Source organism: Streptomyces desertarenae (genome assembly GCF_042681365.1).
GTDB lineage: Bacteria > Actinomycetota > Actinomycetes > Streptomycetales > Streptomycetaceae > Streptomyces > Streptomyces desertarenae.
In genome coordinates this window covers 275,881-296,403 of record NZ_JBHUFU010000004.1, presented here as the reverse complement: position 1 = coordinate 296,403, position 20,523 = coordinate 275,881, and the positions used below count along the sequence as shown (strand labels likewise).

Genomic DNA, 20,523 nt, shown 5'->3' with positions numbered 1-20,523 from the left:
GGACCCGGGGGCGGGGAGCGGCGTGCACGTCCCGCCCCCGGGCGGGGAGAGGACGGTCAGGGGCTCGTCGGGGGCGGCGGGGTCGCCGCACCACTGCCGGCGGCCTGTGAGCCGGAGGACGGCGGAGCACCTTGCGGGGGAGGCGTGGTGGTGGGCGGTGTGGAACTCCACCCACCGACCCGGCCGGGCGCGGCACCGGACCCTGGGCCACCGGCAGCGGCGGCAGTGCCCGGACCGCCGCCGACCTGGCCGGCGGTGTCGTCGGTGACGCTGGTCGGCGCGGGCTGTACGACCTTCTCCAGACCGGACTTGATGGCGTCGCCGCCGGACGAGGTACCGCCCCCACCGCCCTGCGGGCCCTTCTGGTTTCCTCCACCGACCGGGGCGGGGGCGATATCCCCGGGGAACCCACCACCGCCCGGAATCGCGTCCGGGCCCTGTGGCGCGGCCCCAGCCCCGGCGCCCGCTCCGGCCGCGGCACCGCCGGTTCCGGCGGTGGCCGCCATCGCGGCGGCCTTCCGCCCGGCGCGCTCGGTGTGCTGCCTGGCGAGCTGGGCTCCGGCTCCGCCGGCGCGATGGAGGGACTCGCTGTCGGAGCCCTCGGCGGCCCAGTGTACGAACTTGAAGGTGGCGTACGGGCAGAGCAGGACCAGGACCATGACGACGATGCCGGCCATGACGTCGGCGAGCGCGGCGAGTCCGTCGGTGGCCTCGGTGTTACCCATCGCGGAGATGCCGAGCAGGAAGACGATCGTCATCAGCAGCTTGGAGACGACCAGGGTGGCGGTGGCCTCGATCCACCCTCTGCGCCACCGGCGCGCGGCCTCCCAGCCTCCGCCGGCCCCGGCGAACACCGCCAGTGTGACGAGTACGAGGATGCCGACCTTGCGGACCATCATCACGCACCAGTACAGGACCGCGCCGATCGCGGCCCCCAGAGCGGCGATGGTCGGCACCAGCCAGCCCAGACTGGTCAGGGCTCCGATCTGGGAGACCTTGACGATGCGGCGCACCGCGTCCTCGACGGAGGTGTTCGCCGCCTTGAGCAGCCCGTCCGACAGGGCGTCGACCACTTCGATCGCCACCGTGGTCAGGGCGATGGCGGAGAAGGCGAACAGCACGCCCGTCGCGGTGCCGGTGAACGCCTGGGTGAGGGCCTGGCCGTCCCGGCGGACCGCGGCACGGATGAGCTGGGCGCAGAACGTACCGACCAGGACGATCAGGCCGATCGGCAGAATCAGCTCGTAGTTGTCGCGGAACCAGCCGGCGTTCAGGTCCACTCGGGTGGTGGTGTTGACGGCCTCGGCGGCGAGGTCCGTCGCGGCGGCGGCGAGTTCGCCGGCCGACTTGGCCATCCAGTTGCCGATCGCCTCGCCGGGATTGGAGACGAAGTCGGCCGCGTCTCCGACGGCGCACAGCTTGTCCGCGAGGGGAAGATCGCAGAAGCCCACGGGAAGGTGGCCCTCCTTTCTTGCTCAGGGCTCAGGGCCGGTCAGGGCGCGACGCGGGGTGCGATGGCGACCAGGGAGCAGTCCTGGGAGGGGCGGCACTGCACGGCGAGGGTGACGGAGCGGTCCTCCGCCCCGCTCCCGCCGTCCGCCCAGCCGATCCGCTGCTTGCCGGTGACGGTCACGGCGTAGATGTACGCCTCGGTGATCGCGGACGGGTCCTCGGCCAGGGCCTGCTTGAACGCCGACGGGTAGTGGCCCTCGGAGGCGGACGCGGTGGCGTGCTGCCGCTGGTCGGCCATCCGCGACCACAGGACCGAGTCCGGCACCTGCGCGGAGACCGACGACCAGTCGCTGTACTCGCTCTCCTCGGTCATCCACGCCTCCATGCCGGCGAGCTGCTGCTCATGGCTGGTGTCGCGGGTGTCGTAGGACCAGAGCATCACCGCGGCCGCCTTGCCGAAGGCGACCGGATCCGAGATCCGCGGCGGCCGGGGCACCGAACCCGTCTCGGTGCCGGGCTCCTGCGCGTCCTGGGACGGCGCCGAGCTGCCCGACGAGGCTGGGGGAGGAGGGGAAGCAGGGGAGGAGCGGTGCTGTTCACCGCGCCCGGTGAGGTAGGCGGTCGTGCCGGCGATGGCGAGCAGACAGGCCAGCCCGATCGCGACCGCGAGGATGCGGCGGTTGGCAGACCAGCCGATGCCGTGGCCCGACAGGGGGAGAAGTCGCTTCGGCATCACTGGACCTGCGATCCCAGGGCCGAGAAGAAGGCCACGATGCCGTTGGCCGCGCCCAGGCCGAGCGCGGCGCCGGCCGCGACGACCGCGCCCTTCTTCCCGTTCGCCTCCGCCTGGTGGCCGCCGGTGTGGTGGCCCCAGGCCCACACCGCCAGGCTGACGGCGAGGGCGCCGACCACGGCGATGATGCCGAACATGTTGATGCTGGAGACGACGTTCTTCAGGACCGAAAGCCCCGGCAGGCCACCGCCCTTGGGGGAGATGCCCGGGTCGTAGGCCAGGTGAAGGACACGGTCTGCGAGTGACATGGAAATGGCGGGACTCCTTGTGTGCGCAGGCTGAAGGGCCCGGGCGGGAGAGGCGAGGAAGAAGAGGAGAGCGCGAGGCGCGCGAGGAGGGTCGGCCGCAGGCAGCGGGGTCAGACGACGCGGCGCATGGCGAGGACGGTCCAGTCCGTGAGCGGGGTGATGCGTACGGGCTTGCCCGTGCGCGGGGCCTCGATGACGAGCCCCTGGCCCAGGTACATGCCGACGTGTTCAGGGCGTGCGGCGGTGCCGCGGCTGAAGATCAGGTCGCCGGGCCGCAGCCGGTCCGGTGAGACGGCTTTACCTTCGCTGACCTGCGTGTACGTGGTGCGGGTGAGCTGGACGCCGGCCTTGGCGTACGCCTGCTGCATCAGTGAGCTGCAGTCGCAGCGGCCCATCGGGTCGGGTCCGTGCGGCGCGGTGCAGGTGCCGCCCCACTGGTACATCGTGCCGAGCTGGTGCATCGCCCAGACGATCGCCGTGCGGGCCCGCGGGTCGGCGTCCTCGGGAACCTCGTATCCGTCCGGTACGGCGCCTTCGGGGATCTTCCCGAAGGACGAGCCGTCCTCCGTGGCGCACTCGGACAGCGGGGGAGCGTCGCCGGTCTCCTGGCCGGCACCGTCACCGGCGCCGGGGAAGGTGGCGGTGATGGCCGTCTGCAGCGCGGTCGCCAGCGGCTCCCACTGGGCGTAGGCATCCGGATAGCCGGACTTCTGCACCGCCTGGGCGGCCTGGGTCACGGTCATCTGCTGCCAGCCGCTCACCCGCACAAGCGCCGTGTAGAACCTCTCGGACGCGTAGACAGGATCGCGGATCTGCTCGGCGGTGCCCCAGCCTTGGCTGGGCCGCTGCTGGAACAGCCCGAGGGAGTCGCGGTCCCCGTAGTTCAGGTTGCGTAGCCGGGATTCCTGCAGGGCGGTGGCCAGGGCGACGATCTGCCCGCGCCGGGGCACCTGGAGGCTGATGCCGGTGGCGACGATGGTCTGGGCGTGCGGGATCTGCTCACCGGGCAGGTCCAGGCCCTCGACGCGGATGTCGGAGGCGTCCGCGCCGTTGAGGATCTTGGTTACTTGCTCGGTGACCTTGCCGGTGTCCAGGTCGGGAAGGCACTGGTCGACGGCGCTGGTCGCGGCTTTGCTGGAGGAGGCCATCGTCATGGCCGCGCCGCCGAGGAGGACGGGGGAGAGGACGACGACGCCGATGCCGGCGGCGAGCGCCTTCAACCGGCCTGGCCTCCTCGCCCAGCAAAGGGTGCGGGCAGGGGCGGGTAACGAGACGTCACGAAGATCTCCTTCGGAGCGGGGTCCGGCGTGCCGCGTACGCGTGGTGAGGGGCGGAAGGGGCGCGGCAGCCGAGACGGGCGATCGAGAGGTGCCGGTCTGCGGGCGAGTTGCCGCTCGGTCCGCGGGCCGGGGTCGCTAGGTGTGCCGGGGCAGGGGGCACCTCCGCGAGGCGTGGTGGGAAGAGGTGCCAGCGGCGGTGTGCGCCGGGCGGTTCCAAAACAGTAGGCCCAGATCGGCGGTTGACCAAAAAGTCGGTATGAGGGGTCGGAATCCGCGCCTTCAGTACGGCACTTCTTGGTCAGCGGCCGATTCGCCTCTACAGTTTTAGGACTCCCTTCGCCTCCGGTTCGCGGTATCCCGGGCTTCTGCACACCTGGTTTCTAGCCCTGCCGGATTCCTTTGCGCGAGGGAGCCCCCTCTCTCTAAGTTCCTTACACCCGAATCGGGGTAGCTCTTTGCCTTTTTCCCTTCATCAGGGCGACGCCCTGCGTGTGCTGTCCACGCTGCCGGACGACTGCGTCGACTCCGTGATCACCGACCCGCCCTACAACTCCGGCGGCCGCACGGCCAAGGAGCGCACGTCCCGCTCGGCGAAGCAGAAGTACACTTCCGCCGACGCCAAGCACACCCTGCCGGACTTCACCGGCGAGAACATGGACCAGCGCTCCTACGGCTTCTGGCTGACCCAGCTCATGACCGAGGCCCACCGGCTGACGAAGACCGGCGGGACCGCCCTGCTGTTCACCGACTGGCGGCAGTTGCCCGTCACCACCGACGCGATCCAGGCCGCCGGATGGCTGTGGCGCGGGGTCCTGGCCTGGCACAAGCCGCAGGCCAGGCCGCAGAAGGGCCGCTTCACCCAGAACTGCGAGTTCATCGTCTGGGCGTCGAAGGGCGCGATCGACGGCTCCCGCAACCCGGTCTACCTGCCCGGCCTGTACTCCGCCTCGCAGCCGTCGGGCGCGAAGCGGCAGCACATCACGCAGAAGCCGGTCGAGGTGATGCGCGAGCTGGTCAAGATCAGCCCCGAGGGCGGCACGGTGCTCGACTTCTGTGCGGGCTCCGGCTCCACAGGCGTGGCCGCCCTGCTGGAGGGCCGCGACTTCATCGGTGTGGAGAAGACCGAGCACTACGCCTCCATCGCGACCGACCGGCTCACCGAGACCGTCCGCCAGACCCTCACCCGGGACGACGTCGTCCTCAGCGCCTGACCGCCCGGGCAGCCCGCCGGCCGGTGCACGGCCCGTCGGCGCCGCACTCCCGCCAGCCACGGTTCCAAGGAGGCCCTCTCCACTCATGTCCGATCCCGTAAACCCTCCGGACGGCGAACTCGAGCCGGTTCGCGTCCCCGACTCCCACCTCGAGGGGATCGAGGCCAGCGTCCGGAAGCTGATGGAGCAGTCCGCCCAGCAGGCCCAGCAGCTCGACCACCTCGCCTCCGCCCCCGTCCCCGGCGGCTCCTCGCCGTTCACGGCGTTCGGCATGCCCGGAGTCGGCGGGCCGGCCCCGGCGGCTCCGCCGGAACCGAGGCCGATCCTGGAGCTGGAGGGCGAGGAGTACGAGGACGAACTCGACGCCCTGTCGGACTGGGTGGACGACTTCCTGCTGCCCGTCTACGGGGCGGAGGTCACCACGGCCGCCCCGTGGTGCCTGCGGTGGCAGGAGCACGACGACGTGGTGGCCTGGCTCCACGCGCTGTGGCTCGCCTACCAGCAACACAGGGACCCCGAAGCGGGCCCGTCCGGGCTGTTCATATGGCACCGGGACTTCCTCACCCATGCCGTCGCGGCGATCCGCGCCCCCGGTGGGCCGCTGTCGGCGTGCATGACCTCACCCGAACGGCCCGCACACCGGCTCCTGCCCGGCCCGCCGCCCTCGGCCCGTACGGAGAAGGCGAGCGCGGCCGAGTCCGCATCGTCCGAGCCGGACGAGCCGGACGAGCCGGCGTCATGAGCGCCGGGCGGCAGCCCGCCTTCGGGCTCAGCTTCGACCCGCGCGCCCTGACCGACCTCCTCCAGGCGCCCGGCGACATCCGCGACCTCACCCTCGCCTGCCTGCAGGAGGTGGTGAACGCCGAGCGCTTCGGGCTCAGGCTGACCGGCGACCTGGAGGGCTACCGCAAGCTGTTCGTCGACTCCCGCAAGGAGTGGCGCGTCGTCTACGGCGTTCGCCCGGCGCCGGAGACGTCCGCGCACCGCAGGGAGATCCACGTCGTGGCCATCCGGCCACGGGCCCGGAACGACGTCTACGACACCGTCGGCGCCCGGCTGGGGATGGCCCGCCGACCATTGAGCGCACGCACCCACGCCGCCCGGGCCCGTCCCCCTCAGCTGACCGAACACCGTCCCGCCCCCAGGCCGGGACCGCCCCGCACGATGCCCGGTCTGCCCCGCCCAGCACCCATCCCCTCCAAGGGACCTGCCCGTTGACGATCTCCCCTCCCACGCCGCAGCACCGGCTCACCGCCGAACCGCCGACAGCCGCACCACAGCGGAACACCCGCCGCCACACGCTTCCGACGGCCACGCGGGGGCGCCCTTGCTGACCCACCCGATCCTCGCCGGCACCCGGCCGGCCCGCGTCGAGGACTGGCCGCTCATCGACGCCTTCCACCACCGCTCCTCGCGAAGTGCCCTGTACCGGCGCTGGGGCCGCACCCACGTCCTGCGCCGCGACATCGAGCGGCTGCTCGCCCACTGCGACAGCTGGATCAGCCTCGATCCGCACAACGGCGAAGTCATCGCCCTGACCTGCGCGGGGCCGCTCAGCAGGGAACCGGGCGTGGTCGACCTCGGCCTGCAGGTCGCCGACATCCACCAGCGCCGCGGCATCGGCACCGCGCTGGCCCGCCACGCAGCCCAGCACGCCCAGGCCCGCGGCGCCCACACCCTGAGCGCGTACACCGAAGCCTCGAACACCCCGATGCTCCACCTCCTGCGCCGCCTCGGACCCATGCGCCACACCTACGACGGCACCCACCTCGACATCCGCATCCCCCTCGACCGTGCCGCTGCCTCCGGCACCTTGTCGGACACCGAGCACAGCCGCCACTGACCCAGCTCCCATCGAAAGGGGCCTATGCACCCACCTCATCTCGACCTCCGCCTGGACGGCTTCGAGGCCGCCGACGAGCAGACCGAAGAGGCGTTCTGGCGCGCGATCCAGATCGAGCAGACCGAACTCACCCCACTGACCGAACATCACGCCCCCGACGGCGCGAGCTACTACGTCCTCCACAACCGCGCGGTCACCTGGGGCGTCCCCGGGGAGCCGCAACTCGTCGCCCTCCACCTGCGGCGCGACCCCAAGGCGATGACCTTCCGCTTCGACCACGCGACGCTGCCACTGCCGGCGATGGCACAGTCCTGGCTCATCCACCGCGGCTGCTCACCCGATGGGATCAGCCTGAAGCCCGGCATGGGAACCACACCGGCGGACGAGGCGACCCGCGCCCTGGAGCATCGGCTCATGGGCGATGGCGACCGCTTCGTCCTCCTGCACAGCTACACCGACGACGACCCCGACCACGTCATGACCGTCGCGGTCCTGCGCTGCCTCGACGAGCGCAGCCCTTCTCCGTTCCGGGTGCTGCACGAGGACGTGGACACCGAATCGTGGACCCACACGCTGCGCGAGGGCGGTTTCGCCACCCTCGCGGAAGCCCATCGGTGGTGTGAGGACGCCCTGAGCGGCGAGGTGTCCCCTTTGCCGCCGCCCCAGCCCACCGCCCGCTCCGTCCCGCGGCCGGCCAGTCACCTTCCGGCCCCCGCGAGGCGCCCCGCGGGCCGCAGCCGCTGAGCATCACTGCCACGAAACGGGCGGAAATATAGGTGACGATCGCCGGTTGGCCAAACCGGCGAAACCGCGGACTCTAGTAGCGGCCGACAGGGCGAATACCCGGTCCCCTTCCCTCTACATTTGCCCTTCTCCGTGCGGAGGTTACTTCCCCATGCGTCCGAACTGACCTGATCCTGTATTTCCGCCCGTCTGTGTCCCGTGTGCCCGCCAGAAAGGAATGCCCTGTGTCCGATGAGGTAGATGATGTCGCGAGCGTGTTCACCGAGCAGATCGAGCACCGCTTTGGCATGAGCATCGGCACGCTGAAGGCTGCCGTCGCAGCCGCTCCGGACGCTCACCGGGAGGCCACCGAGGTGGTGCGCTGGCACAGTCTGCTCACCGAGTCCCAGGCCGCTGTGGAACGCGCGGAGGACGACCTTCTGAGCGCCCTGGAAACGCAGCCCGGCGAGGTCGATGACCTCACGATGGACCTCGCCCACCAAGTCAACGCCGCCGTCTCGGCCCGCGACGGGCGTGCCCTGGTCGTGCGGTGGCTGCTCGACCTCGACGCTCCGGGCAAACAGAGTCGTCCCACCGCCGACTGGCCGGTCGGCCGCGGCCGCAGCGCACACCAGGGCCCGGCCGTGCCCACCAGCCCGCCCGCGCAACCTGCCACGGCGCCGGCCACCGGTCGAGGAGTCCTGCGATGAGCGTCCGTATCAAGCCCTGCACGCAGGACGGCCGGCTGCAGGAGGTCTTCGGCGTCCCGGTCACCGATCTGTACGGGCAGGCCGCCGGTCCGGACGCCTCCGCGGCCGTTATCCGAGCTCTGGAACTGCGCAACTTCCTCGCCCTGGCCGAGGAGCAGGTCGCCCGGATCCGCGACCGCGTGCACGAGGCGATGGCGTCCGAGCGCGACATGGACGAGTTGTCCGCTGACGAGCTGCGGATGGACGCGCAGTGGCTGGACGCGGCGCTGTCCGCCCGCGACGGCTACCGCACCGCGCTGGACGATCTGCTGCGCACCGCGCCCCCGCTCCACCGGCCGGACCGACCCGCCCGATTCACCCAGCAGACGGTCAGCACCACCCTGCCCCCGGACTCCGCCTCACCAACGCCCGAGCGCTCCGGGGAGGTCCGCAACCGACGACGATGAGAGCCCTCGTCGATTGACCCATCCCACCGCCGCTGAGATCGCCGCGCGGATCGAGGACCTGTACGGCGCCGAACTCTCCGATCTCGAGGCCTACGCCCGGGAACAGGCCCCCGGCATGCTGGCCGCGCTCCTCGGAAGCCACCGCACCCTGGCCCTCGCCGAGCAGAGCATCACCGCCCAGCGGGAACGGCTGCAGCACCTGACCCGTCCCGAGCGGCAGATCGGCGCCTACGAGGTCTCCCACGTCCTTGACTGCGCCCGCCGCCTCGCCGAAGCGGTCGCCGTCCGCGACACCCAGGCCACGACCGCCGGCGCGGTCCTGCGCAGCCTCGGCCGCACCCCCACAGCAGAGCCGCCCATCACCTCTGCGGCACCACCTCTTCCCGCCCCGCCCGTACCGGCCGCGAGCCCCGCACCGAGTCGCTGACCCGACAGCGCCCCGGCCTTCCGTACTCAGGAGTCCCCCTTGGCCACCACCGGTCTGCCGCCCGCCGACGACGCCGACGTCGCCCGGGTCACCGAAGCCCTCCAGATGATCACACCGCGCTGGAATGTGCGGATCCTGCTGGCCCTGAACCAGCCGGCACAGCGCTACACGCAGATCGCGGCCAAGCTGCCGTACCTCCAGAGCGGCCAGCTGCACCCCAAGATCCGCTCACTGTGCGACGCCGGCCTGGCCGAACGCACCGAGCACTCCGCCCGCCACGTCACCTACGGCCTCACCACCCGCGGCCGACAACTCCTGCCGGTACTCCCGATGCTGGCCTCCTGGGCCGAGCAGAACCTGCAGAAGCCGGAACAGCCCCTCTCCGCGATCGAGCAGGTCGAGGACAGCCTCACCCTCCTCACCCGCCGCCAGGCCCCCGCGATCCTGTGGGCCCTCAAGTCGCGGCAGGAGGTGACGGCCCGCGCCCTGGCCCGCATCGTCCTCCCCAACGGCTACTGGACCAACGTCTACCCGCCGCTGCGGCAACTCGTCGACGACGGCCTGGTGACGACCGAGGGCAACGGGCAGCCCTACCGCCTCTCACCGGCCGGTGCCGCACTCGGACCCGTCCTCGGAGCCCTGTCCATGTGGTCCGCCGGTCGGCCACTCGACCACGCCGCCCGCCACCCGCTGTGGGGACGGACCACCTCCGGCCCCGCGACTCCCACCCGCGCCTGGACAAGCCACCAGCACCGGCCCCCCGCATCCACCGCTCCCGCCATACCGGCACAGCCCGCCCGTCGCCTCGGCTGGCAGCCCAGCGAGCTGTTCTCCCACGCCACCCCCACCCGCGCGAAGGCGGCCCTGCCGGTCGGAGGAGCCCGCCGGTGATCCCCGCCCTCTCCCACCAGCAGCTCCGCAACACCTGCACGGCGCTGTCCTCCGCTGGCCTGATCCGCCTGGTCAGCGAGATCGACGACCACGGAGCCATACCGGCGCGCGGCCTGGCACGCACCCTCGCGGACCTCTCCGCCGACCGGATCCGCCAGGCCGTCGAGCAGGCCGACTCCCTCGGACTCCTCACCCGAACCCCCGGCACCGTGGGCCTCTCGGCGGCCGGCCGGGACCTCGCCGACGTCTACGACGCGACCGCGCGGTGGGCCCGGCGGCACAACCACCCGGCCGCGCACTGCGACTTCGCCGGACGGATCCACAGCACGTTCGCCCTCCTGGGCACGCCGACAGCCGACCCCCAGAACCCCGGGGACGAGCGCGAGACCGAACTCGGCCGCGTCGAACGGCTGGTGGCCGAGTGGACCCATACCCACCAGCGAACCCGCGGCACCGACGGCGTCGCCGCGTGACGCCTGCCCCCACCCTCCTGCGCGGGATCTACCTGCCCCGCAGCGCCGACGGCGCCGCATTCGCGATGGCCACCTACGGCATCCCCCTCCTCGTCCTCGCCACCACCGGGTCGGCCGCTCTGACCGGACTGGCCTTCGCCCTGGAATGGGTCCCGCGCATCGCGGCCTTCACAGTGGCCGGCACCCTCGTGGACCGCCACGGCACGGCCCGCGTCTTCCGGGCAGCCTGCCTCGCGCGCGCCCTGACCGTACTCGCCGCAGCCGGTGTCCTGGCCACGCTCGACGCCGGTTCGCCGGCGGTGACCGCCACCGTCATGCTGCTGGCCGCGTCCACCGGCATCCTCACCGAGTTCAGCTACGTGGCGGCCGAGACCGCGGGCGGCGCGGCGAGCCGGAGCGCAGGCTCCCAGGCTCACCGGGTGCAGTCCGTCCTGCTGGGCATCGACCAGACCGCCATGCTCACCGGACCGCTGGTCTCCGGCCTGCTGCTGGAACACGGCGGGCCGACCGCCATGCTCGGCACGCTCGCGGCCTTCTCCCTGCTCGCCACCGCCCTCGGATCCGGAACGCGGAACGCACCGACGAGCGCGGCACCCGCACAGGGAGGACTACGGACGGGCTGGGCGACACTGCGCTCCCTGCCGGCCCTGGCCTGGCTGGTCGCCGGACTGGTCGTCTCCAACACCGCTATCGCCCTGCTCCAGGCCGCCATGCCGGTCATCGTCGTGACCGAGCTGGGGCACTCCAGCACGGACGCCGGACTGATCTGGTCCGCCGCGGCCGCCGCCTCCCTGCTCGCCATCACCGCCGCCCGCCGGGCGATCGACCGCTGGGACCTGTGGCCGGTCGGAGCCGCCGCCGCCGCTCTCGCCGCCGGAGCGACCCTCGCCGTCGCCCAGGCCGACACCTACCGCGGCTACCTGTTGCTGATCGCCATCCTGATGGCCGGCGAAGGCGGGCTCACCGTCGTCCTGCGCACCCTGCGCTCCCACCTGATCCCGCCCGACGTCTTCGGCAGCACCCTCGCCGTGACGATCCTGCTGCTCCTGCTGCCCTTCCCCGCCGCCGGGCTGCTTGTCGCGGCCATACCGCCCGCCCAGCTCGGGCACGCCGTCACCGCCGCCGCCCTGCTCCAGGCCGCTGGCCTCGCGGCCGCCTTCATCCGGCTGCGCACCCTGCCCGCCCCGCCGACACCGGCGCCCTGACCTCCCGGTCCGAGAGGAGCCTCACCGCTCATGTCCACCATCACGCAAAACGGGCTGCTCGGCCTCGCCCTCCCGCACCAGGGCCTGACCATCACCGAGCAGTTCCACGCCTTCGACGCCCAGCACCCATGGGTCTAACGAGCGCTGGAGCAGCTCGTCGAGCAGCGGCTTGCCGCAGGCGCGCAGCGCGTCGGGATGAAGGTCCTGTTCGAGGCACTGCGCTGGCGCCAGCCGCACGGGGTGAAGGGCCTCAGCAACTACACGGCGCTGTACGTATGCAGGCTGCTCACCGCCCACCCCGAGTGGACCTCCGCCATCGAGGTCCGCCGCCGGCGCAGCCCGTGAACGGCAGCACGCACCAGCCTTCTGTCCCCTGAACCGTTGAGGAGCCTGTTCTTGCCCAACCGTCCTGCCGTCCTGGTCGTCGCCGCGGCTGATACGGAAGCCGAGGCATACCGCGGCTACTGCCTCGAGTCCGTGGCCGCCGCCTACGACATCGTCCTGATCACCGGCGAGGAACCGTCGTGGGAGGTGCCGTACCTCCGGGACTGCCTGGTGGTATCCGACCCGACCGATCAGGTGGCGCTGTTTGCCGCCGGCCAGGCCCTGGCCGACCGCCACGACCTGGTCGGGGTGTTCACCTGGACCGAGTGGTACCTCGTCCCCATCGCCCGCCTCGCGCGCCGGCTCGGCCTGCCGACCACCGACCCGGAGGCGATGCGAGCATGCCGCAACAAGGCCACCGCGCGCACCCTGTTCGCCCGCCACGGCGTCCCGTCGGCCGCATCGGTGAGCGTCCGCACCCGCCATGAGGCGCAGGCCGCGGCCGAGCGGATCGGCTACCCGGTCGTCCTGAAGCCCGCCGCGCACGCGGCCAGCATCGGCGTAGTCCGTGCCGACGACCCCGACCAGCTCACCGCCGCGTACGGCATCGCCAGCCGGGCGGCTGGCCTGGGCCTGGAGAGCACCGACGTTCTGGTCGAGGAGTACCTCGACGGCCCGGAAGTCTCGGCCGAGTGCGTCACGTACCGGGGCAAGACCACGGTGGTGGCCGTGACCCGCAAGACGGTCAGCGAGCCGCCCCACTTCGAGGAGCTGGCCCACTCCGTCGACGCCACCGACCCGCTCCTGGCCACCGTCGCGCCCGCCGCGCGAGCCGCGATCCGCGCACTGGGGATCACCGACGGCGTCAGCCACGTCGAGATGCGCCTGGTCGACGGCCGGCCCCGGCTCATCGAGGTCAACGGACGCCTCGCCGGAGACATGATCGGCCACCTCATCCGCCTCACCACCGGCATCGACCTGCCCCGTGCCGCCGCCGACGTCGCCTGCGACCGCGCCCCCGACCTCACTCCGATCAGATCCTCGGCCGCCGCGATCCACCTGATCTACCCCGAGAGCTCCGGCATCCTCACCCGTCTGCGTTTCGACGGCCCCCGCCCGCCGTGGCTGGAGCGGGTCCACTTCCAGCGCCACCCCGGCGACCGGCTCCTCCTGCCCGCGGACGGCGGCGACATGTTCACCGCCCGGATCGGTCACCTCATCGCCACCGGCCCCACCACCGAGACCGCCCGCGCCCGCGCCGCCACCGCCCTCGGCCACGTCGTCATCCACGTCGAACCGGCCGCCGCCTCCTGACCACCGGACTGCCTGATGCCGCCCCACGACGACCTTCGCGCCATCGACGGGGACGTCCACGTCTCCCCGCGCTACCTCGCTGCCGCCACCGCGACCGGCGACCCCGCCCTCGCACCGCTGCTCGACCTTGGCTGGGACCTGGAACACGACGACCTCGGCAACGCCTACGTCCAGGCACCCGACCGCACCGTCCGCCTCGGCTACCTCCCCGAGGGAGAGGACGACGGCCTCTGGCGCATCAACGCCTACCGCGACGCCTTCGGCCCGCCCACCTGGGGCGTCTGCTTCAACGACTCCTGCCCCACCGAGTTCGTCCGGGCCTTCACCACCGCCCTGGCCGAGGCGTACGAGCAGGGCCCGGATGCCTACCTTGCGGCACCGGACTCCCGGAGCGTGGACCGCGAACCGTTCCTCGCCGCCGCCCCCTTGATCAACCGCTGCTGGCAGCTCGAACGCCCCAGTGGAGGCGTCCTGGCGATCCGCTCGCCCGACGGCTACGCCGGACTGGAGCTCACCACCGGACGCCTCGACCCGCAGGCCGAGTTGACCACCCGCGACGCCCGCTGGCAGCTGTGGGCCGGTACCTCCATCGACCGCCCCGCCTGGTACGCCACCGCCAGCACCAACACCCCCGTCGCCCTGCTCAGAGCCGTCACCGAGTGCGTCTCCGACCCCGCACCGCTGCCCCGCTGGCGAGAGGAGACCTACAGCTACATCCAGGACCTGGCCCGGCTCACCTCCATCCTCCCGCCGCACCCGCCAGCGCCGACCCCGCTCGATGTCCAGCGGGCCGCCTCCCGCCGCTCCGCTGCGCTTCCCACCTCCAGCGTGCCGCGCTGGAGCACCACCAGCCGCCCGGCACTGCGCGGCCCTCGGCGCTGACCGCCCGCAGCCCGATCGTTCTAGAGGTATCCGCTTGGCCCTGCACGCCCGCGCCTTCTTCATCGAGCACCTGAAGCTCCCGTTCGTCAAGGCCGCCGTCGTCGGCAACACCTACTACGCGACTCCCACCCCCGGCGGCCTGCTGAGGCTGCGGATCGACTTCGCCCGGACCATCCGTGCACACGAGTACGACGGCCTGCGCTTGGCCACCATCCACCCGGACAGAGGCGAACTCGATGCCGTGACACTGCGGTTCGAGGACCACAAGACCTTCGACCACCGCGACGCTTCCCAGGGCCGTGGCCCGACGCACTCGGGGTACGCCACGTTCCGCGAGTTCCGCGACCGACCCGACTGGGTGCCCTGGAAAGGCGCCCACACCAACGGACTCCGCGCCGCCATCGAGCAGTACACCTCCGTGTGGTTCCCCGGCACGTGGCAGACGCCCACACCGCCCCGTACTCCGGGCCGCACCGCGCGGAAGACCCCGTCCCCGCCGCCCCCTCGCAGCGTGAGCCGCTCTCGTTGACCTTTACCAACCCCGCGCCGCACCCCTTCCACCCCCATCCTCGTTCCGGAGTTCCTTCTTGCGTATCCGCCCCGCCTACCGCCTTCCCGCTGCCGTCGCCGTCGCCGCGGCGGTGATCGGCACCCTCACCTGGGCCCCGACCGCCACCGCCCAGGCCCCCACACCGTCCCCGTCCACCTCCACCGCGCCCACCCCTTTGGGCATGACCGAACCCGAGCCCGGTGGCGTCCAGATCCTCAAGAAGGACCCCTCGGGATCCGTACTCGCCGGCACCGCGTTCACCCTGCTCGACGCCCTCGGCCAGCAGGTCGCCACCGGCAAGACCAACGCTGCGGGGCAGCTCGCCTTCGCCGACCTCACCCCGGGCGTCTACCGGCTCCAGGAGACCTCCAGCGGCAGCCCGCTGCACGACGTGGTCCCCGACCAGGACGTCATCGTCACCCCCGGTCAGACATCACCCTTGACGATCATCGACCCGTTCAAGCCCGCCGACCTGGCCGTCAAGAAGAGCGACAAGAACACCGGCAAGCCGCTGGCCGGAGCCGTCATCAACATCACCCCCACAGGCAGCGGCGGCGACACCATCACCCTGACCACCGGCAAGAACGGCACCGCCACAGCCCAGCTCCCGGTCTCCTCCCGCACCGGCACCACCTACACCGCCACCGAAACCACGGCACCGGCCGGCTACCGGCTGGACGCCAAGCCGGTGAAGTTCACCGCCAAACCCGGAACCCCGGTCACCGTCACCCTCACCAATAGCAAGGCCAAAGAGCAGCCGACCCGGCCCTCCACCACTCCGCCGCTCTCCCCGGCCACCGCCACACCCGCCAAGCCCTCGGACAAGCCGATCCCCCACGCACCTGAGGACAAGCCGACCGGGAGAACCTCCAGCGGGACGAAGCCCACCCCGCCGGACAGTGACTCCTCACCGGTCCCGGCAGCAGGCGCGGCCGGCGAAGCAGTGCCGAAGACCCCGGCCGGCTCTCTCGCCCACACCGGAGCCGACGCCACCCCCTGGATCCTTGGCGGCGCCGGACTCCTCCTCGCTGGCGGCATCGGCGCCGTCGTCGCCGTCCGTCGCCGATGCACCGACGGCGACGAGAACAACCGGCCCGACGAGGGCTGACACAACTCCTTCACCCCCTGACACCAGGGCCCGGGAGTCCGTACGGACTCCCGGGCCCATCGTCTTTTCAACACGTCAGCGGACGTTGAGTACCGTAACCAGGTAGTTGATTCCGGCTGTCGTCAGTGCCACGACAGCAGCCCCAGCCCCAGCTCGGAGGCAGTGACGAAGGAGACCGCCCTCCGATGCAGTGGGATATTGGCGACGCCGACGAGGCCGACTCGGGTAGCGCGTACGGTGATACATACCAGCCCTCCTAGGGTTGCCAGGCCCCGTGCCGCCGACTTTGCGAGAGGGGGCGGCACGGGCGCTTCTGTCTTCACCCCCACTGTGAGACTGCCGCACCCGAGAAGTCCCCACCGGGCGTGCCGATCCCGGTGTAAGTTCCAGAGCATGACGGACTGGCGCGAAGCCTGGCCGGCGGGAACGGCTGAAGATCTGGTGGAAGATGCTCGCTCGCTTGGCATCAGGGCGAGCCCGCGTATGGTCACGGACTATGTGGAGGTGGGGCTCCTCGCGCCGCCGCTCTTTCGGAAGACGACGCAACGTGGGAGTGACCGACGTGTATTTCCATCGGAGCAGCGCCGCCTGTTCTACGAGCTGAACTGCGCCAAGCTGCGCTCCCCACTGGCACGCGTTCCGCACCGGACCATGGTCCCGGTCGTTCTCTATCTGTGGTGTCTGGATGACACGGTGGTCACTGACACGCAGGCGCGTCGCGCTCTACGAACCTACGCACAGAACGTCGGCATCAGCTCCGACCCACGTCGCCGGACCACGGCGCGCAAGGTCGTTGAGCAGTTCGCCCATCCACTGGCTACGGTCAACCAGCGCCGTGCCGCGCAGCAGTGGATTCGGGAAGGGGAGCTGACCAGGCGACCCAACTGGAACGCTGTGGCGGATGCGCTGAGCACAATCGCCAGTCCGTGGCGGTCCCATGGCCTTCCCGAGATCGTGCGCGGGATCGGTCCTCCAAACGCGCCGGTCACGACGGACCACGTCGTGGCGATGTGGGAACTCAACTGGCAAATCAACCAGCAGCTGGCGGAGGAATCCGTCAATGAGCAAGTGCTGAAGCGAGCCCGTGAAGAGCACCGGATCAACTGGCGAGAGTACCAGAGTGTGCGGACCGGCTGGGAATCCCGAGCTGGAACGATGAGGCACATCTTCGAATTGCCAGACAACCAGGAACAGGCTGCCCGACAGCATGTGAAGGGCTTCGTCACGGTCCTTGGCAACACCCTCGGCTTGGCCAAGCCGACCTTCGATCGTGCCCAGGCCAGGGCCAAAGCCCGGCTCCGCTAGTAAGCGCGAGCAGAGTTCCGTCGTAGCCAGCTCGATGCTTTCCGGTTCGTAAGGCGGCCTGGGCAGCCCCCGCCTACGCGAGAAGTAAGTGGCCGCCGTTTCACCAGACGGGAATGGGATATCCCTGCACTACGCAGTGAGCAGGTTTTTGCTGACTGCGCTCTCCGAACGTAGGTGAGTAGCACATTGCAGCGCGGTGTCCTCAGGTAAGCCTCCGATCCCCTGCTCAGGGTTGCAGTTCGCTGGGAGCAGACATGAAAGAACCACGAAAGACTGGCCAGCATCTGCAGGGGCATGCCAACGTAGACGACCTTCCCCGAAAACCCGGCTCGGAGAGGTGATTGTCTGTGACCGTGGCTCCCATGAGTCCCGCGTTCTCTACCACCGTCGGGGCCTTGCGGTTGCGTGAGTGGCGGCTTGGCCCAGGCCAGCCGACCTTCGTGCTCGATCAGTTCAACGAGCAGGACTTCAACCTGGTCGTGGACGATCGAGCCGACGTGCACGTCAATTCCAAGGACGGTCGCTTCTATCTCGGCTGGTTTCCGCTAGGCCGCCCCGGCACCAGTGGAGAGGGCTGGAAGATCGCCGTCACCGGAACGGCCAAGGAGCCCGGATACCACATCTCCTTCGACACCGAGACGCCGGCCGATATCGTCGCCGCCGCCGTAGCACGCGTGCTGGAGACCTCCCGGCGCGTGTGACATCAAAAGCTCGAATCGGAGGGACGCCGGAGACTGCTTTTCTCTCCGGCTCATCGGCGGCGCTACAGCCCGCCATCCCCAATCACTTTCCCCGCGCAAGGAGGCTATCCGTGGCGTACACGGAGATGACCGTCGGCGATCTCATCGACTGCTTGTCCGCCTGCGACCGTAACGCTCCGGTGCGGCAGGCGATGAATCCGTTCTTCCCGATGGCGCACCGCCTCGAACAGGTCATCCAGGCCACGGACGAGACCGGGCGGCCCGTCGTCTACCTCGCTGAGGGCCGGGACGCGGGCACGCAGCTCGGCCATCTGCCGCTCGAGGTCGCCGTAAAGCTGGCCTGGCAGGCTCCCGTCCAGTCGCCCCCGCGCCGCCCCCGCCGCACCGCCGGCGGCCAGTAGACCCGCACCCAGCCGTTGGAGACGCCCCTGCACTCCGACTTCCCGCTCGACCCGCTCACTCCGAACAGCCCCCGGTCCGCGTACTGGGTCGGCCCTCGCCACCTGGCCGGTGACGACGGACGCCTCTACGAGGTTGTCGCCGATACGCTGTCCGGCCTCGGCTGGACGAGCCTGACGATCGTCCGCGGACGGCAGCAGCCGGACGAGGCACCGGAGGACCGCCAAGTCCTGCGCAGTACCGTTCTGCACATCAGCCCCGACACCCTCCGATGGGCCCAGTGGGTTCTGCCCGATGAGCCGTTCCACCTGGGGAATCTGCCGATCGCCTGGCAGGTCTCCGCTCGCGCGGACACCGGCAGCCCGCTCGCCCAGTGGTCGGCCTACTTCACCCCCGACGTCCCCGGGGAGGTTCTGGTGGACTTCCTCGTCGCGCTCGATGCCCGCGAGCAGCCCGCCGTGCCGCTCGCCGGGCCCGAGCTGGTTCTCGACGCCGTCACCGCGCACGGTTGGCTGCGTGACATCGACCAGCCCGACGCGGGAGCGATGGACCCGACCTTCACCTCCCATCTCAGCCTCGGCGAGGTACCGCCCCTCATTCAGGACGCTGACCCGCGCGCCCTGGTGGCCGAGGCCGATGAGACGGGGCTTGCTGGGTGGCAGGCATGGGCCGAGCCAGTGCTGGGCGCGCAGTGCTTGTGGGCCGCGTCTTTCTCGGCCGGTGTGCCGCATGACCTCGTCGCGGTGTTTGCCGCTTCGCTCAGCTCTACCGCACCGGTTCTGCGGCGGGTGCTGCCCGAGAGCACTCGGGACCGGCTCCTGCGCGCCCCGGCTGGCTGACGGCCAGCGCCTTCCTCGACCCGATGCATGAAGCCTGGCCTCTCCGATCGAAGAGGCCGGGCTTCGTGCTGCTCCGGCTTCTCGGAGTTCGCAGAACCCGCGCCTGCTGACAGAGCGCGGCGGCGCCCCGACCCGTCGCTTCTGGTGGGTCGGGGCGCCGCTGGAAGGTGCGTCAGCGGGCCGCCGTCGCCTTGGTGAGGGCTTTGTCGAGGTGCCGGTCGACGAGGGCCGACGAGCCGGAGATGATCAGCAGCACGTTTCCGTCGCGGATCGCGGTCTGCTTTACCACGGTGTCCTGGCCGCCGGTGGAGAAGGTCAGCAGCTGACTCCACCGCTCGTCGCCGAGCTGAGGTGCGGTCACCTGCTGGGTGGTGATGTCGATCACGGTGCTGCCGACGAGGACCTGGTACTCCGGGCAGCCGGCCATGGCGTCGAAGATGCGGCTGGTGCCGTCGGAGAGCTTGGCGACGGTGTCGCTGTACAGCTCCTCGGAGACATCCGAGTCGCTGCTGCCGGCGTAGGTGAAGGCCACCTTCGCCTGGCGGGGGAAGTCGAGGGATCCGCCCGTGACCGCGTCGCCGCCCAAGTCGTTCAGCGCGGGGCAGCCGAGGACGGTGACGTCGTCCTGCTGGGAGGGGCGCTCGGGCTTGCGGGTGTAGCCGGTGCCGAGGTCGCTCTCGTTGAGCAGGCGGGCCTCCAGCGCGGCCGACGACAGCGGAGTGCCGTTCTGGCCGACGTTGGCCGGCTGCGTGGCAGGGGTGGGGGATGAGGTGGCGGGCTTCGCCTCGTTGGAGTCGGTGGAGCAGGCGGGCAGGGCGAGGACGGTGACGGCGGTGAGGCCGAGAGCGGTGGTGACGCGAACGCGCATGGCGGAGCTGACCCCTTTGCTGCTGGACAACGGTTGGGCAGTGCGGGCCCGTAGGCCCGATGGGGTCGTAGGGATGGCGGTCAGTGGCCGAGGTGCCGCAGGCAGTCCTCGAACGTTTCGTGGTGCGCGTCCGCTGGGCCGGCGTGCCGGTTGTACCAGGCGGTGTCGAGGCGTGCCTCGTGCTGCTGGTGCCCGGCGCGGCAGCGCAGCCAGATCTGATCGCGGGTGGAGAGGATGAGCCAGTCGCGGTACGCGCCGCAGCCGGCGCAGGCGACGACCTCGCCGTCCAGGACGATCGGCCACGGCCAGGGCATCATCCGGCCATCGAGCTGGTCATGGCTAGGGACACGCAACTCCGGGGGAAGGAAGTCGTCCGCCATCTGTGCCGGCTCGGCGGGCTGCTGCGCGACCCGCATCCGTTCAACCTCCGGCGGCGTCTGGCCGGCCACCCGCATGTACGCCTCATGGCTGTGGCGCTCCAGCTCGCTGGGCTCCGCTGCCCGCCGACGGCGTATCCGGTGAAACACCCTG

At 71.1% G+C, this 20,523-nt stretch carries 26 protein-coding genes; 20 read left to right on the top strand and 6 right to left on the bottom strand.

The annotated features are described in order from the left end of the window. Nucleotides 1-56 precede the first annotated feature (56 nt). The 4 genes from ACFSJS_RS09375 to ACFSJS_RS09360 all read right to left on the bottom strand — a co-directional run bounded on the left by ACFSJS_RS09375 (nt 57) and on the right by ACFSJS_RS09360 (nt 3,713). Nucleotides 57-1,451 carry an SCO6881 family protein gene (locus ACFSJS_RS09375; protein WP_380898838.1) on the bottom strand — a complete coding sequence of 465 codons (1,395 nt, stop codon included), beginning with the start codon at nt 1,449-1,451 and terminating at the stop codon, nt 57-59. A 41-nt stretch (nt 1,452-1,492) separates the two neighbouring features. After that, nucleotides 1,493-2,185: a hypothetical protein gene (locus tag ACFSJS_RS09370; RefSeq protein ID WP_380898837.1), complete on the bottom strand. Its 693-nt coding sequence runs from the start codon at nt 2,183-2,185 to the stop codon at nt 1,493-1,495. Next, entirely contained in the window at nt 2,185-2,499 is a 315-nt protein-coding gene (locus tag ACFSJS_RS09365; protein ID WP_380898941.1) for a DUF6112 family protein, read from the bottom strand. The genes ACFSJS_RS09370 and ACFSJS_RS09365 overlap by 1 nt, the downstream gene beginning before the upstream one ends. Before the next feature lie 104 nt (nt 2,500-2,603). Then, complete coding sequence (locus tag ACFSJS_RS09360; protein WP_380898836.1) at nt 2,604-3,713, bottom strand: C40 family peptidase; 1,110 nt, start codon at nt 3,711-3,713, stop codon at nt 2,604-2,606. Nucleotides 3,714-4,228: 515 nt separating this feature from the next. On the opposite strand from ACFSJS_RS09360, the gene ACFSJS_RS09355 reads away from it, so the two are divergent. From ACFSJS_RS09355 to ACFSJS_RS09260, 20 genes are all read left to right on the top strand, one after another. Continuing rightward, nucleotides 4,229-4,984, top strand: a complete 756-nt coding sequence (locus tag ACFSJS_RS09355; protein ID WP_380898835.1) for a DNA-methyltransferase — start codon at nt 4,229-4,231, stop codon at nt 4,982-4,984. 181 nt (nt 4,985-5,165) lie between these two features. Next, on the top strand, nt 5,166-5,726 hold the full coding sequence (locus ACFSJS_RS09350) for a DUF4913 domain-containing protein (protein WP_380898939.1): 561 nt from the start codon (nt 5,166-5,168) through the stop codon (nt 5,724-5,726). Next, on the top strand, nt 5,723-6,202 hold the full coding sequence (locus ACFSJS_RS09345; RefSeq protein ID WP_380898834.1) for a hypothetical protein: 480 nt from the start codon (nt 5,723-5,725) through the stop codon (nt 6,200-6,202). Before ACFSJS_RS09350 ends, ACFSJS_RS09345 begins: the two co-directional genes overlap by 4 nt. A gap of 109 nt (nt 6,203-6,311) precedes the next feature. Then, entirely contained in the window at nt 6,312-6,827 is a 516-nt protein-coding gene (locus ACFSJS_RS09340) for a GNAT family N-acetyltransferase (protein ID WP_380898833.1), read from the top strand. A gap of 24 nt (nt 6,828-6,851) precedes the next feature. Next, nucleotides 6,852-7,571: a hypothetical protein gene (locus ACFSJS_RS09335; protein ID WP_380898832.1), complete on the top strand. Its 720-nt coding sequence runs from the start codon at nt 6,852-6,854 to the stop codon at nt 7,569-7,571. Nucleotides 7,572-7,795: 224 nt separating this feature from the next. Next, a complete protein-coding gene (locus ACFSJS_RS09330) occupies nt 7,796-8,260 on the top strand; it encodes a hypothetical protein (RefSeq protein ID WP_380898831.1) in 465 nt (154 codons plus the stop codon). Next, entirely contained in the window at nt 8,257-8,706 is a 450-nt protein-coding gene (locus ACFSJS_RS09325; RefSeq protein WP_380898830.1) for a hypothetical protein, read from the top strand. The genes ACFSJS_RS09330 and ACFSJS_RS09325 overlap by 4 nt, the downstream gene beginning before the upstream one ends. A 13-nt stretch (nt 8,707-8,719) precedes the next feature. Beyond that, a complete protein-coding gene (locus ACFSJS_RS09320) occupies nt 8,720-9,133 on the top strand; it encodes a hypothetical protein (protein WP_380898829.1) in 414 nt (137 codons plus the stop codon). Between the two features lie 39 nt (nt 9,134-9,172). Beyond that, nucleotides 9,173-10,024, top strand: coding sequence for a winged helix-turn-helix transcriptional regulator (locus ACFSJS_RS09315; RefSeq protein WP_380898827.1), 852 nt, complete (start codon nt 9,173-9,175; stop codon nt 10,022-10,024). Continuing rightward, nucleotides 10,021-10,497 (top strand): hypothetical protein, encoded by a 477-nt coding sequence (locus tag ACFSJS_RS09310; protein ID WP_380898825.1) that lies wholly within the window; start codon nt 10,021-10,023, stop codon nt 10,495-10,497. Before ACFSJS_RS09315 ends, ACFSJS_RS09310 begins: the two co-directional genes overlap by 4 nt. Nucleotides 10,498-10,562: 65 nt before the next feature. Continuing rightward, on the top strand, nt 10,563-11,702 hold the full coding sequence (locus tag ACFSJS_RS09305; protein ID WP_380898938.1) for an MFS transporter: 1,140 nt from the start codon (nt 10,563-10,565) through the stop codon (nt 11,700-11,702). 195 nt (nt 11,703-11,897) lie between these two features. Next, a complete protein-coding gene (locus tag ACFSJS_RS09300) occupies nt 11,898-12,047 on the top strand; it encodes a hypothetical protein (protein ID WP_380898823.1) in 150 nt (49 codons plus the stop codon). A 51-nt stretch (nt 12,048-12,098) separates the two neighbouring features. After that, on the top strand, nt 12,099-13,340 hold the full coding sequence (locus ACFSJS_RS09295; protein WP_380898821.1) for an ATP-grasp domain-containing protein: 1,242 nt from the start codon (nt 12,099-12,101) through the stop codon (nt 13,338-13,340). A 15-nt stretch (nt 13,341-13,355) separates the two neighbouring features. Beyond that, the gene (locus ACFSJS_RS09290; RefSeq protein ID WP_380898819.1) at nt 13,356-14,222 is read left to right on the top strand and encodes an SPDY domain-containing protein; all 867 of its coding nucleotides are present in this window, start codon (nt 13,356-13,358) and stop codon (nt 14,220-14,222) included. A 34-nt stretch (nt 14,223-14,256) separates the two neighbouring features. Next, nucleotides 14,257-14,751 (top strand): hypothetical protein, encoded by a 495-nt coding sequence (locus tag ACFSJS_RS09285; protein ID WP_380898817.1) that lies wholly within the window; start codon nt 14,257-14,259, stop codon nt 14,749-14,751. 58 nt (nt 14,752-14,809) lie between these two features. Next, nucleotides 14,810-15,880 carry an MSCRAMM family protein gene (locus ACFSJS_RS09280; protein ID WP_380898815.1) on the top strand — a complete coding sequence of 357 codons (1,071 nt, stop codon included), beginning with the start codon at nt 14,810-14,812 and terminating at the stop codon, nt 15,878-15,880. 393 nt (nt 15,881-16,273) lie between these two features. Next, a complete protein-coding gene (locus tag ACFSJS_RS09275) occupies nt 16,274-17,185 on the top strand; it encodes a hypothetical protein (protein ID WP_380898813.1) in 912 nt (303 codons plus the stop codon). Between the two features lie 362 nt (nt 17,186-17,547). After that, nucleotides 17,548-17,886 (top strand): SPDY domain-containing protein, encoded by a 339-nt coding sequence (locus ACFSJS_RS09270; RefSeq protein WP_380898811.1) that lies wholly within the window; start codon nt 17,548-17,550, stop codon nt 17,884-17,886. Nucleotides 17,887-17,996: 110 nt separating this feature from the next. After that, nucleotides 17,997-18,287: a hypothetical protein gene (locus ACFSJS_RS09265; protein ID WP_380898809.1), complete on the top strand. Its 291-nt coding sequence runs from the start codon at nt 17,997-17,999 to the stop codon at nt 18,285-18,287. Between the two features lie 15 nt (nt 18,288-18,302). After that, complete coding sequence (locus ACFSJS_RS09260; protein WP_380898807.1) at nt 18,303-19,124, top strand: SPDY domain-containing protein; 822 nt, start codon at nt 18,303-18,305, stop codon at nt 19,122-19,124. A 172-nt stretch (nt 19,125-19,296) separates the two neighbouring features. Here the strand turns inward: ACFSJS_RS09260 and ACFSJS_RS09255 are convergent, their stop codons facing one another. Beyond that, nucleotides 19,297-19,992 carry a hypothetical protein gene (locus ACFSJS_RS09255; RefSeq protein ID WP_380898805.1) on the bottom strand — a complete coding sequence of 232 codons (696 nt, stop codon included), beginning with the start codon at nt 19,990-19,992 and terminating at the stop codon, nt 19,297-19,299. Nucleotides 19,993-20,072: 80 nt separating this feature from the next. After that, the gene (locus tag ACFSJS_RS09250; RefSeq protein ID WP_380898804.1) at nt 20,073-20,519 is read right to left on the bottom strand and encodes a hypothetical protein; all 447 of its coding nucleotides are present in this window, start codon (nt 20,517-20,519) and stop codon (nt 20,073-20,075) included. Nucleotides 20,520-20,523 lie beyond the last annotated feature (4 nt).